Source organism: Pseudomonas sp. LBUM1648, assembly GCF_059716145.1.
On record NZ_CP166808.1, the window covers coordinates 920,610 to 932,967 of the forward strand.

The following is a 12,358-nucleotide window of genomic DNA, read 5'->3' on the forward strand; positions in this document are numbered from 1 at the left end:
CGTTCGGCGCGAACTTTAGGGCGTGAGGGGCGTGAGATCAACTAAAAATGTCGCGTTTTTGCACGCTTCCGTCGTGCGGTCTTGCCCCGCTACTGATGTAACCGACCGATATGACAGGCTGATGTTCCCCGGTGCTCCGTTTGACACGCTCCGCGCATCATAGAAAAACAGAAATAAGGCCTGGTTTTTTAATTTCGAATAGGCCTTGAAAAGGGGCGAAACACTAGTATTTCTGACAGGTGTTTACGTCCAGCTTTATTTCTATGATCGACCCGGCAGTTCATTAATCAAACGAGCGCAGGGAGAATCGTAGTGAACAGATTATGGCTATGGCTGATTGTGTTTACGCTGTCCGGATGCGTGAGGCATGAGGTCGTGACGCCAACGGTTGCCGTTCATCAAGAGCAACAGATTGGCGCCCAGGCATCGGGGGTGATGGCCGCAGGCACCGGGCCGCAAATCGCGGCCTATCTGACGGAGGCCTACCACAATAAAGTCAACATGTGCCGAGACAACCCGAGAGCACCTGCATTTCTGTGTTCCGGCGTCATGTTGAGAGCTACACAACACTCCACCCAGTTTCATTTCTGGAACCCCAATCCAACGTCTACAGGGGTATCTTTTTCCTACCTTAGAGCTGACGCGAAGTTCAGCAAGCTGGTCTTCGGCTATAACAATGGATTTATCCTGTATCCCTATTTTTTCAAACCGATCGGAAAAATCGAGCCGGAAATACTTTGTTTCTTTCCGGTGGATGGTGCAACGACCGCTCGTACTGATCAGGGCTGTGGCCAAACCCCGGGGTTAGCGTCCAGTCGGCCGTGCCAATCCCAAGGCATTAATACCGCTGCCCAATACCTGGCGCATTACAATCAGCAGTCGAGCAAATATGGCTCGCTCTGCGGTTTTGATGTACGCGATGTTCTGGATCAGGGAGCCACGACCGCCTTTAACGAAGCGGTCAAGGCTCAGGGGCAAGGGGGAGCCTTCGCTTTTAGTACGCAGAATGAGTTCCGTCTGGCCAAGTGGGCACAGAACCTGGGGGCGACATTGCCGATCGAGGCGGTTTTTTATGTGAACGATACGGGCAAGGCCGGCGCGCAGTATGACCAGCGAGATTTCAAGGGGCAGACGGGTATCTGGATTCCAGCGATCAAGATCACGTTGCCGCAGACAACGGCGGCTGATGTGCGGTTCGAGTTCATCCCCGCAGACCAGGCCATTTCTTCCTGATCAGAGCGGACCGCCCGTGCCCCTTGAAAGAGACGCAGGCGGCCTTCTGTCAGGCCGGTGCAGTCTCGGCGGGAGAGACGATGCTGGTCTTGCCCCCACGGGATCTGCCCGAGCTCAGATATGCCGCAATCGACTCCTGCGTCACCTCGCCCAGGAACACTCGCTCGGCATCCATCACCGGCAACCACGCACGGTTGAACTCGTACATGCGCGACAGCAGGATACGCAAGTGTTCGTCGTACGCCGCCGTGGCGTTGAACTCACGCAGGTACTGCGCGCAGGTGCCGGTCTGGCGGTGCAGGTCGCGACGACGCACGTAACCCAGTGCCTTGTTCTCGGCACAGGTAACCACCACGTAACGACGGTCATGCTCGTCCATCAACTCCAGCGCATCGGCCACCGGGGTTTCCGGGCTCACCGACGGCGCGTTGTCCGCCGCGTCTTCAGCCTTGACCAACAGCAAGCGTTTCAGTGTGCTGTCCTGACCGACGAAGCTGCTCACGAAGTCGTCCGCCGGATGCGCGAGCAGGGTGTCCGGGTGATCGATCTGCAACAGTTTGCCGGCACGGAAGATCGCGATCTTGTCGCCCAGTTTGATTGCTTCGTCGATGTCGTGGCTGACCATGATCACGGTCTTGTTCAGCGCGCGCTGCATCTCGAAGAACTCGTTCTGGATCATCTCGCGGTTGATCGGGTCGACCGCGCCGAACGGTTCGTCCATCAGCAATAGCGGTGCATCAGCTGCCAGTGCGCGGATCACGCCGATGCGTTGTTGCTGGCCACCGGACAATTCACGCGGATAACGATGCAGATACTGCTTGGGCTCAAGCTTGATCATGCTCATCAGTTCGCGGGCGCGGTCGTGGCACTTCTGTTTGTCCCAGCCGAGCAGTTTCGGCACCACGACGATGTTCTCTTCGATGGTCATGTTGGGGAACAGACCGATCTGCTGGATCACGTAACCGATGTTGCGGCGCAGGGTCACTTCGTCGAGATCGGTGGTGTCTTCGCCGTTGATCAGGATCTTGCCCGAGGTCGGTTTGATCAGGCGGTTGATCATCTTCAGCGTGGTGCTTTTGCCGCAGCCCGATGGCCCGAGGAACACACAGATTTCGCCTTCATTGACGGTCAGGCTCACCGAGTCCACGGCTTTCACATCTTTGCCGTTGCTTTGGAAGGTCTTGCTGAGGTTTTGAAGTTCGATCATTTGAGTAATCCTTTTGGAGTCAGCGAACGTTGCAGCCACTGCAGGAAGAGGTCGGCGAAAATCGCCAGAAGACTGACCAGCAGCGCGCCGACGATAAGCATCGACATGTCGCTGCGGCTGATTGAAGCGAGGATCAACACACCGAGGCCACCGGCGCCGATGGTCGCGGCGATGGTCATCACGCCGATGTTCATCACCACGGCGGTGCGCACACCAGCGAGGATCACCGGCACTGCGATCGGCAGCTCGACCATGCGCAGGCGCTGGCCGAAGGTCATGCCGATGCCGCGTGCGGCTTCACGAATGCCCGGTTCCACACCCGTGAGGGCGAGGTAGGTGTTGCGCATGATCGGCAGCAGTGAATAAAGGAACACGGCAGTGATCGCCGGCATTGGGCCGAGGCCCTGGCCGAATTTGGAGTAGAACGGCAGCAGCAAACCAAACAGGGCAATCGACGGCACGGTCAGCAGCACCGTGGCGCTGGCCTGCAAGGGGCCGGCGAGTGTCGGGAAGCGCGTCATCAGAATGCCAAGTGGTACACCGACGACGATCGCCAGCGTCACAGCGATGCCGACCAGGGTGATGTGCTGCCAGGTCAGGTGCATCACCTGCTGCCAGTCGAGATGGGAAAAGGCGTTCAAGAATTCCATGACTTCTCCTCTCTTAATTCAGTGGATGCTGGCGCAGGAAATCGGCGGCAACCGACGACGGGCTTTCATGATCGACATCGACCCGCGCGTTGAGCTGGCGCATGGTTTCGTCATCGAACAGTTCGGCCAGCGGCTTGAGCTGCTCGGCGAGTTTCGGGTGCGCGTCGAGGTAGGCCTGACGCACTACGGGAGCTGCGGTGTAGTCGGGGAAGTAATGCTTGTCGTCTTCCAGCAGCTTGAGGCCGAAGGCATTCAGGCGACCGTCAGTGGTGTAAACCAGACCGGCAAACACCTGACCGTTACGCAGTGCGGTGTAGACCAGCCCCGCATCCATCTGGCGGATGTTCTTGCGGCTCAGGTTCATGTCGTAGAGCTTGACCATGCCGTCCAGACCGTCTGAACGGTTGGCGAACTCGGTGTCCAGCGCCACCAGGTGATTGGTCTTGGCTTCAGCGCGCAGCACTTCGTTCAACTGGCTGATGTTGCTGATCTGTGGATATTGCTCGGCGACGTTTTTCGGCAGGGCGAGGGCGTAGGTATTGCTGAATTTCGACGGCGTGAGCCAGACCAGTCCCTTCTTCGCGTCGAGTTCTTTGACCCGGGCGTAGGACTGGGCGCTGTCGAGTTTTTCGGTGACATGGTTGTAGGCCACCAAGGAGACGCCGGTGTACTCCCAGAGCATGTCCAGTTGCCCGCTTTCGTGGGCGCTGCGGGCAAGGTTGCTGCCCAGACCGCCGGTGATCTGCGCGTCGTAGCCTTTGCTGCGCAAGTATTGCGCGGTGATTTCGGCGAGCAGGGTTTGCTCGGTGAACACCCGGGCGCCGAGGCGGATGACCGGTTTTTCAGCGGCTTGGGCGATGCCTGCGAACAGCAGGGCACTGCTCAGGATCAGGCCTGAGATCAAGCTAAGTCGTTTCATATTCATTCCTTCGCAAGAGCCTTAAGACGGGCGCAAACCGCGTTCCAGCCAGAGACGGCTGGCGAGGGTGACCACGCCATCGAGCAGCAAGGCCAGCAGCGCGGTACACGCGGCGCCGAGCAGCAGTTGCGGCTGATTGTTCAGGGCGATGCCGGGGAAGATCAGGCTGCCAAGGCTGTTGGCGCCGATCAGGAACGCCAGCGGCGCGGTCCCGACGTTGATCGCCAGCGCGACACGAACGCCACCGACGATGATTGGCACGGCGTTGGGCAACTCGACTCGCCACAGCACCTGACGTGGGGTCATGCCGATGCCGACGGCGGCTTCTTTGAGTGAACCCTGAACGTTCTTCAGGCCTTCGTAGGTGTTGCGCACAATCGGCAGCAACGAGGCGAGGAATAAAGCGAAGATCGCCGGACCACTGCCGATGCCCAGAATCCCCAGGGCAATCGCGAGAACGGCCAGCGGCGGCACGGTGTTACCGATATTGAAAATCTGCATGAAGCGTTCAGCACGGCCGACCATGGTCGGGCGACTGAGGAAGATGCCGGCGGGGATGCCCACGACAAGGGCGGCCAGCATTGAAGCGAGGACGAGAATCAGATGAGCTTGCAGGTAAAACAACAAATCGTCGCGGTAGTGTTCGATCGTGTTGATGCCGATCCAGTGGACCAGCAGGGCCAGGAGCGCGATAACCACCGCACCTCCCATCAGCCCTTTGCCATAGCGGATAGCCACAGGCGGACTCCTTTTTTATAGTCGGCGAGCGCAATCCCGTGTGGCATGCCAAACCTTGGCTGCCGGGAAAAACGTTCGCGAGAAGCAGCTCCCTCAGCACCGGCAAAAAGCGGTCTGAAAGCGAGCCATGAGCGCAGCCTCGTCAGGCTAACTTGCTGATTTTTCAGCCCCTGACGAAATGTCGTAACAGGGGATGGACGTCTCCGTGCTTTAAAAGGTTCCCATCTGAGGCAGCATTTGGCCACCCTTAATGTGCTCAACGGTTCGGTTATTGCACTGACTTGGGCTATAATCGCGGCCCTTTTTTGAATCACCGCCAGGCGATTTCCCATGACCAACCAGGCCGCCGAAGTCGCGAAACGCCGCACTTTCGCCATTATTTCCCACCCCGATGCCGGTAAAACCACGATCACCGAAAAGCTCCTGTTGATGGGCAAGGCGATTGCTGTGGCCGGCACGGTGAAATCCCGTAAATCCGACCGCCATGCGACATCCGACTGGATGGAGATGGAGAAGCAGCGTGGTATTTCCATTACCACGTCGGTCATGCAGTTCCCGTATCGCGACCACATGGTCAACCTGCTCGACACCCCGGGCCACGAAGACTTCTCCGAAGATACCTACCGCACCCTGACGGCGGTGGACTCGGCATTGATGGTTCTCGACGGCGGTAAAGGTGTCGAGCCACGGACCATCGCGCTGATGGACGTCTGCCGTCTGCGTGACACGCCGATCGTCAGCTTCATCAACAAACTCGACCGTGATATCCGCGACCCGATCGAACTGCTCGACGAGATCGAAGCCGTCCTGAAGATCAAGGCTGCGCCGATCACCTGGCCGATCGGTTGCTACCGCGACTTCAAGGGCGTGTACCACCTGGCCGACGACTACATCATTGTCTACACCGCCGGTCACGGTCACGAACGCACCGAAACCAAGATCATCGAGAAGCTCGACTCCGACGAAGCGCGCGCGCATCTGGGCGACGAGTACGAGCGCTTCATCGAACAGCTTGAGCTTGTGCAGGGTGCCTGCCACGAGTTCAACCAGCAGGAGTTCCTCGACGGTCAACTGACCCCGGTGTTCTTCGGTACCGCGCTGGGCAACTTCGGTGTTGACCACGTCCTGGACGCAGTCGTTGACTGGGCGCCACGCCCGCTGGCCCGTGTGGCCAACGAGCGCACCGTGGAGCCGGTGGAAGAGAAGTTCTCGGGCTTCATCTTCAAGATCCAGGCGAACATGGACCCGAAACACCGCGACCGCATCGCTTTCATGCGTATCTGCTCTGGCAAATACGAAAAAGGCATGAAGATGCGCCATGTGCGTACCGGCAAGGACGTGCGCATCGGCGACGCCCTGACGTTCTTCTCTTCCGAGCGTGAGCAACTGGAAGAGGCGTTTGCGGGCGACATCATCGGTCTGCACAACCACGGCACGATCCAGATTGGCGACACCTTCAGCGAAGGCGAAGCCCTGAGCTTCACCGGCATCCCACACTTTGCGCCGGAACTGTTCCGTCGCGTGCGTCTGCGCGATCCGCTGAAATCCAAGCAACTGCGCCAAGGTCTGCAGCAATTGGCCGAAGAGGGCGCGACTCAGGTGTTCTTCCCGGAGCGCAGCAACGACATCATTCTCGGCGCCGTGGGTGTGCTGCAGTTCGATGTGGTCGCCAGTCGTTTGAAAGAGGAATACAAGGTCGAGTGCTCCTATGAGCCGATCACTGTTTACTCGGCGCGCTGGATTGAATGCGACGACAAGAAGAAGCTTGAGGAGTTTTCCAACAAGGCTGTGGAGAACCTGGCATTGGACGGCGGTGGTCACCTGACTTATCTCGCACCGACGCGGGTTAACCTGGCGTTGATGGAAGAGCGTTGGCCGGATGTGAAGTTCCGGGCGACGCGTGAGCATCACTAAGCGCTGAGCTGTTATGTCCGAAGCCCCTGAGGTGTACGCCTCGGGGGCTTTTTTTGGTCTTGGCGGCCTGTGGGCCGACCAGGCTCTGGGTGTTCTTTGTGAATATCCGTTTTTTTGGGTGTTGCGGCTGGCGGTTTCGCCCTTACGGCGAGGTACTTTTTCCAAACGCCGAAAAAGTACCCAAAAAGGCTTGCCGCAACGTACGGCCCGCTCGCTGAGGCTCGGGGTTCCTTCGCTCCGGAATTGATCCGGCCGCATCGCTTCCGGTTTGCTTCGCTGCACCTCCTTTCGATGTGTTTGGCTCCGCCAAACGGCGCTTCGCGCCCACCCCGGATCAATCCCTCCACTCAGCCTGCCGACGCGGCCTGTGGATCAAGATCAAGAGCTGCAGCCGAGCTTGCGCTCATCCTGTGTATGAGCTGCCGAAGGCTGCGATCTTTTGATCTTGATTTTGCTTTTCTGTGGGAGCTTGGCTTGCCAGCGATGGCGGCCTTACAGCCGACCATTTTCTAGCTGAGTGCACTCAACAACTGAGCTTCCGAAAGCAGCAAAGTCAAAAGATCGCAGCCTGCGGCAGCTCCTTGTATCTCGACTATCGCTCCGTCAGGAGCGATAGTTCTCGACTGATCATCGAGGGAGGGACTTGGAAGCCGTGCAGCTCCTTAGGCTTTTTGCCTGTGATGTAGATCGTGCTCCAGCCCTCCACACTCACTCGTATAGTTCGAACGGTATCTTGGGCCCGTCTCTGGCGAGAGCCCGCATTCGCAAGGTTGGACAGAGTGCAGTGATGATCGAAAACGGATTAATGGAGAAACGGTCATGTCCAATTTCGTCGGCGTCGATGTCGCTAAAAATACCTTTGATATCGCCACTCACCTGCCAAACGGCAAGCACAAAACCAAGGCCAAACTGGCTAACGACTCAAAAGGTTTCAAAGAGTTTGACGCCTGGCTGAACAAGCAGGTCGAGCCTACAGCTCTGATCGTGATGGAAGCCACCAGCGTTTATCACCTGGAACTTGCCGAGTTCGTCTACAACAAGGGTTACCGGGTCTGCGTCGTCAATCCGGCTACGACCCACGCTTACGCCGACAGCGAGCTGCGCCGGATCAAAACCGACAAAAGCGACGCCAAATTGATCGCTGACTTTGCTCGGGAAAAGGCTGAAAAGCTTCAGCTTTGGGCTCCAGAGCCGCTGAAATATCGTCAGCTAAAGGCGATGGTACGTCGCTTGGATGACCTTCAGGAAATGGAGCAAATGGAGCTCAATCGCCTGGATGTATCCGACGAAAAGGTCAAAGACTCGATCAACTCTGTGCTGCGTCACATCGAGAAAGAGATCGTTGAAACTCACAAATCAATCAAAAAACACATCGACGATGATCCAGACATGCGCCAAATGCGCGACTTGATCGTGACCATCGACGGTATCGGCCAGAAAACCCTTGAGCGGCTGCTGGCCGAGTTGGGCGACCTGCGTAAATATGACGACCCTCGCAAGCTGGTCGCTGCCGCCGGGTTGAACCCAAAGCTGCAGGACTCGGGAAAATTCAAAGGCAGAACAGTGATTTCGAGGATCGGATCGGCTCGCGTTCGGGCGGGTCTATACATGCCTGGGTTGGTTGCACTGAAGCACAACAAGGCAATCATCGCCATGAAGGACCGCTTGAAGGCCAACGGCAAGGCCCCCAAGCAAATCATCTGTGCAGCGATGCGCAAACTCCTACATTTTGTCTACGCCGTTCTTAAATCGGGCCAGCCATTTGACCCGAAAATTGCCCTTGCCCGATGAGGGGCAAGACGGTATCTACAGGGGGTTGTAGGGCGACTCCGTTTTTTGTGATCTCGGCATACTTGAGCGCGACAACCAGCGAGCTGGCCGTTAGTGTTTCAGGTTCACGAACGTCGCTTTGAGAGGTCAATGGAATGACGAGTCGACTGACTCACCTGTTACGACTCGATGGCTATTTCGGCGTCATGGCCTGGGTGCTCGCGGCGCTGCTGTTCATCAATCGTCTGAGCAGCATGGTCAAGTTGTTCATGGCGCTGTATCTGCGTCAGGAACTGGGGCTGGCGATTGAGACCGTTGGCTGGCTGCTGTCCGGTTACGGCGCGGGACTGTTGATCGGTTCGATGGTCGGCGGGTTGCTCAGCGACCGCTTTCCCACGGCGCGGCTTACGGCGGCGCTGTTTTTCCTGTCGGCATGGACTCTGCTGCTGTTGGGGCTGGTGACCGAGGTGCCGTGGCTCGCGGCGTTGTTGCTGTTCAGTGGCGTACTCGATGGGGCGATCCGCACGCTGCATCAGCGGCTGATCATGGAGTATTGCGAAACCGCGCAACGCTCACGCGCGCAGGCTTTGAGCCGGGTCGCGCGCAACCTCGGTATGGCCGCCGCCGGCATTGCTGGCGGGCTGCTGGCGCAGACTGATTTTCGCTGGGTGTTCTTCGCCAGTGCGGCGATGACGTTGCTGGCCTTGCTGTGGTTTGTCCGCACGACATGGCGCCGTTCGGTGCTCGCACCGGAGCACTCAGCCGACAGCGCTGAATCCCCTGGTGTCCCCTATCGCGACCGGCCATTTCTATGGCTGCTGGCTGCGGCCGTTCTGCTCGGCATGGCCTTCGACACGGTCTACAGCATGCTTGGCAATTACCTCACCGATTACTACCGTTTGAGCACCGAGGCCATCGGCTGGCAGTTCGCCTTGAACGCGGTGCTGGTGGTGACCTTGCAGATTCCGCTGAGCCATTGGGGCGAGCGCTGGGGCGTGCGTGCACAACTGGTCGCCGGTTGCGTGTTGCTGGCCATCGGGCTGGGCATGTTGCCGCTGGGGTCCGGGCTGGCTTATGTCTGTTTGTCGACGCTGATCTGGACACTGGGCGAGGCGCTGTTCATGCCGCCGTTGAATGTGCTGGTCATGCAACACGCGCAGGGTGGCAAAAGCGGGCAGTACTTCGGCCTGTTCTTCATGTGCTGGAGCGCCAGCGCACTGTTGTCGCCAGTGCTGGGCGGGCAGATCTACGGCCAATTTGGCGGGCACAGTGTCTGGGTGGTCAGTGCCGTACTCGCGCTGGCGGCGATCCCGTTGGCGTGGCGGGCAACCCGTGCGTCCACCCTCTAAATGGCTGCACGTGCTGCTTAGCCGAATCGGTACTAGGGATTATTCGAAAGCGTTCTGCCGGGCGACGGCATTTCTATGGCTTCGATAACGTCCTATCTGGTGAACCCGGCTGATCGGAACTAGATTTCATTCAGCGCCGGATCGGCATTGGTGTTTCACCTGCACAGGATGGAATCGATCATGAAAAACAGGTTTCTACGGGTTTTACTGCTGTTGAAAGTGATGGTCATGCTGTCCCTCGGCACCGCGACGGCCTGGGCCGAGTGCGAGGATCATGATTCCCAGGCCTTTAACGGGCAGGTGGGGCACAGCGGCTTGATGTTGGCCAAGTCCGAGTCCGAGCCGGGTGATCAGGGGCAGGGCGGCAGCGAGGATGATGACGACTCGACAACCGATGAGCCGGACAGCGATGACGAGGGCGACAGCCAGACGTAGATTTCAGGCAAAAGAAAACCCCTTCTACCTCGACCGATGCGCAATCGAGGTGGAAGGGGTTTGCTCAACACTTGAATCACAAACAACTCAATCCCTGTAGGCACTGCGGCACGCTGCGATCTTTTGATCTTGATTCTAAAAATCAAAAGAAAGATCGCAGCGTGCCGCAGCTCCTACAGGTGTTGTGCCTTACGCCGCGCCGTCGAGGAACTGCTCCGCGTAGTGGCAAGCCACTTGGCGGTTGTCGAGAGGGCGCAGGGCCGGCTCTTCAGTGCTGCAACGCTCGGTGGCATACGGGCAGCGCTTGTGGAACGCACAGCCCGGCGGCGGGTTCAGCGGGTTGGGCAATTCGCCGACGATTTTGATTTTCGGCTTGTTCGGGTCCGGGTGAATGGTCGGGGTCGCCGACAGCAACGCCTGGGTGTACGGGTGCAGAGGGCGTTCGTAGATGTCGTTTTTCGGGCCCATTTCCACCGGGCGACCGAGGTACATCACCATCACGTCATCGGCCACGTGTTGCACTACCGCCAGGTTGTGCGAGATGAACACGTAGGCGGTGTTGAACTCCTGCTGCAGATCCATGAACAGGTTCAGCACCTGCGCCTGAATCGACACGTCCAGCGCCGAAGTCGGTTCGTCTGCCACCAGCACTTTCGGTTGCAGCATCATCGCGCGAGCGAGGGCGATCCGCTGGCGCTGACCGCCGGAGAACATGTGCGGATAACGCTGGTAGTGCTCGGGACGCAAGCCGACCTGCTTCATCATCGCCTGGACTTTTTCGCGACGCTCGGCGGCGGACAGGTTGGTGTTGATCAGCAGCGGCTCGCCGAGTTGATCACCGACTTTCTGCCGTGGGTTCAACGACGCGTACGGGCTCTGGAACACCATCTGCACGTCTTTGCGCAGTTGCTTGCGCTGGGCCTTGTCGGCACCGGCCACTTCCTGGCCGGCGATTTTCAAGGAGCCGGACGACGGTTCTTCAATCAGGGTCAGGGCGCGGGCGAGGGTGGATTTGCCGCAGCCCGACTCGCCGACAACCGCGAGGGTCTTGCCGGCCTCCAGTTCGAACGACACACCGTTGAGGGCGCGCACGGTCGCGTGGCCCTTGAACAGGCCACGGGAGACTTCGTAGTGACGGGTCAGGTCGCGGGCGGTAAGTACGACGGCCATTACGCCACCTCCTGGTTCAGCGGGTAGAAGCAGCGGGCGAGGCTGTTGCTTTTCGGGTCAAGGGTCGGACGCTGCGTGCGGCAGCTGTCTTGCACGTACGGGCAGCGTGGCGACAGCAGGCAACCCTGCGGACGGTCGTAACGGCCCGGGACGATGCCCGGCAGCGTCGCCAGGCGCTCGGCGCCCTGGCTGTGTTCCGGAATCGCCTTGAGCAGCGCTTCGCTGTATGGGTGCGCCGGGATGTCGAACAGTTGTGGCACCTGACCGACTTCAACGGCTTGCCCTGCGTACATCACGCACACGCGCTGGGCGGTTTCGGCCACGACGGCGAGGTCGTGGGTGATCAGCACCAGGCCCATGTTCTGTTCTTTCTGCAACGCCAGCAGCAGATCCATGATCTGTGCCTGAATCGTCACGTCGAGTGCCGTGGTCGGCTCATCCGCGATCAGCAGTTTCGGCTCACCGGCAATCGCCATGGCGATTGCAACACGCTGGCTCATACCGCCCGAAAGTTGATGCGGGTAGGCGTCCATACGGCTCGCGGCGCCTGGGATTTCAACTTTTTCCAGCAGTTCGATCGCACGTTTGCGCGCTTGCTTGCCGGACATTTTCAGGTGCAGGCGCAGCACTTCTTCGATCTGGAAACCTACGGTGTAGCTCGGGTTGAGCGCGGTCATCGGATCCTGGAACACCATCGACAAGTCTTTGCCGACGATTTGCCGACGTTGACGATTGCTCAGTTTGAGCATGTCTTTGCCGTCAAAGCTGAGCGAGTCGGCGGTCACGATGCCGGGATGCTCAATCAGCCCCATCAGCGCCATCATGGTCACGGATTTACCCGAACCCGATTCGCCAACGATGGCCAGCACTTCGCCTTTGTCGACTTTCAGGTCGAGTCCATCAACAACGGGTGTAGCCGTCTTGTCGCCGAAACGAACGTTGAGATTCTTGATTTCTAACAGTGACATTGGAA

General features: G+C 58.7%; 11 protein-coding genes. 5 read left to right on the top strand and 6 right to left on the bottom strand.

Translation table 11 applies throughout. The features are described 5' to 3' along the window. Nucleotides 1-312: 312 nt before the first annotated feature. Nucleotides 313-1,233, top strand: coding sequence for a hypothetical protein (locus ACA043_RS03985; protein ID WP_489879250.1), 921 nt, complete (start codon nt 313-315; stop codon nt 1,231-1,233). A gap of 49 nt (nt 1,234-1,282) precedes the next feature. Here ACA043_RS03985 and ACA043_RS03990 read toward each other — a convergent pair whose 3' ends face one another. The 4 genes from ACA043_RS03990 to ACA043_RS04005 are packed head-to-tail and all read right to left on the bottom strand — an operon-like array spanning nt 1,283 to nt 4,720. Then, nucleotides 1,283-2,440, bottom strand: coding sequence for an osmoprotectant ABC transporter ATP-binding protein OsmV (locus ACA043_RS03990; protein ID WP_489879249.1), 1,158 nt, complete (start codon nt 2,438-2,440; stop codon nt 1,283-1,285). After that, nucleotides 2,437-3,090, bottom strand: a complete 654-nt coding sequence (locus ACA043_RS03995) for an ABC transporter permease (RefSeq protein ID WP_007915307.1) — start codon at nt 3,088-3,090, stop codon at nt 2,437-2,439. Before ACA043_RS03995 ends, ACA043_RS03990 begins: the two co-directional genes overlap by 4 nt. Before the next feature lie 13 nt (nt 3,091-3,103). Next, the gene (locus ACA043_RS04000; protein ID WP_497658653.1) at nt 3,104-4,009 is read right to left on the bottom strand and encodes a glycine betaine ABC transporter substrate-binding protein; all 906 of its coding nucleotides are present in this window, start codon (nt 4,007-4,009) and stop codon (nt 3,104-3,106) included. A 21-nt stretch (nt 4,010-4,030) separates the two neighbouring features. Further along, nucleotides 4,031-4,720 (bottom strand): ABC transporter permease, encoded by a 690-nt coding sequence (locus ACA043_RS04005; protein WP_178120922.1) that lies wholly within the window; start codon nt 4,718-4,720, stop codon nt 4,031-4,033. Nucleotides 4,721-5,077: 357 nt separating this feature from the next. On the opposite strand from ACA043_RS04005, the gene ACA043_RS04010 reads away from it, so the two are divergent. The 4 genes from ACA043_RS04010 (at nt 5,078) to ACA043_RS04025 (ending at nt 10,215) form a co-directional block, all read left to right on the top strand. Then, on the top strand, nt 5,078-6,661 hold the full coding sequence (locus ACA043_RS04010; protein ID WP_187676741.1) for a peptide chain release factor 3: 1,584 nt from the start codon (nt 5,078-5,080) through the stop codon (nt 6,659-6,661). 819 nt (nt 6,662-7,480) lie between these two features. After that, nucleotides 7,481-8,452, top strand: a complete 972-nt coding sequence (locus ACA043_RS04015; protein ID WP_497657778.1) for an IS110 family RNA-guided transposase — start codon at nt 7,481-7,483, stop codon at nt 8,450-8,452. A 134-nt stretch (nt 8,453-8,586) separates the two neighbouring features. Further along, complete coding sequence (locus tag ACA043_RS04020; protein ID WP_497658654.1) at nt 8,587-9,780, top strand: MFS transporter; 1,194 nt, start codon at nt 8,587-8,589, stop codon at nt 9,778-9,780. A gap of 180 nt (nt 9,781-9,960) precedes the next feature. Then, complete coding sequence (locus ACA043_RS04025; protein ID WP_497616417.1) at nt 9,961-10,215, top strand: hypothetical protein; 255 nt, start codon at nt 9,961-9,963, stop codon at nt 10,213-10,215. Nucleotides 10,216-10,404: 189 nt separating this feature from the next. Here the strand turns inward: ACA043_RS04025 and ACA043_RS04030 are convergent, their stop codons facing one another. Together ACA043_RS04030 and ACA043_RS04035 are read right to left on the bottom strand one after the other, a co-directional pair. After that, entirely contained in the window at nt 10,405-11,385 is a 981-nt protein-coding gene (locus tag ACA043_RS04030; RefSeq protein WP_053117064.1) for a peptide ABC transporter ATP-binding protein, read from the bottom strand. Further along, entirely contained in the window at nt 11,385-12,353 is a 969-nt protein-coding gene (locus ACA043_RS04035) for an ABC transporter ATP-binding protein (RefSeq protein WP_187676744.1), read from the bottom strand. The genes ACA043_RS04030 and ACA043_RS04035 overlap by 1 nt, the downstream gene beginning before the upstream one ends. Between the last annotated feature and the right edge of the window lie 5 nt (nt 12,354-12,358).

Excerpts from the sequence above, each read along its gene's own strand:
- ACA043_RS04005 (WP_178120922.1), bottom strand. The coding sequence starts at position 4,720 with ATGGGAGGTGCGGTGGTTATCGCGCTCCTGGCCCTGCTGGTCCACTGG.
- ACA043_RS04035 (WP_187676744.1), bottom strand. The coding sequence starts at position 12,353 with ATGTCACTGTTAGAAATCAAGAATCTCAACGTTCGTTTCGGCGACAAG.
- ACA043_RS04020 (WP_497658654.1), top strand. The coding sequence starts at position 8,587 with ATGACGAGTCGACTGACTCACCTGTTACGACTCGATGGCTATTTCGGC.
- ACA043_RS03995 (WP_007915307.1), bottom strand. The coding sequence starts at position 3,090 with ATGGAATTCTTGAACGCCTTTTCCCATCTCGACTGGCAGCAGGTGATG.
- ACA043_RS04010 (WP_187676741.1), top strand. The coding sequence starts at position 5,078 with ATGACCAACCAGGCCGCCGAAGTCGCGAAACGCCGCACTTTCGCCATT.
- ACA043_RS03990 (WP_489879249.1), bottom strand. The coding sequence starts at position 2,440 with ATGATCGAACTTCAAAACCTCAGCAAGACCTTCCAAAGCAACGGCAAA.
- ACA043_RS04015 (WP_497657778.1), top strand. The coding sequence starts at position 7,481 with ATGTCCAATTTCGTCGGCGTCGATGTCGCTAAAAATACCTTTGATATC.
- ACA043_RS04030 (WP_053117064.1), bottom strand. The coding sequence starts at position 11,385 with ATGGCCGTCGTACTTACCGCCCGCGACCTGACCCGTCACTACGAAGTC.
- ACA043_RS04025 (WP_497616417.1), top strand. The coding sequence starts at position 9,961 with ATGAAAAACAGGTTTCTACGGGTTTTACTGCTGTTGAAAGTGATGGTC.
- ACA043_RS04000 (WP_497658653.1), bottom strand. The coding sequence starts at position 4,009 with ATGAAACGACTTAGCTTGATCTCAGGCCTGATCCTGAGCAGTGCCCTG.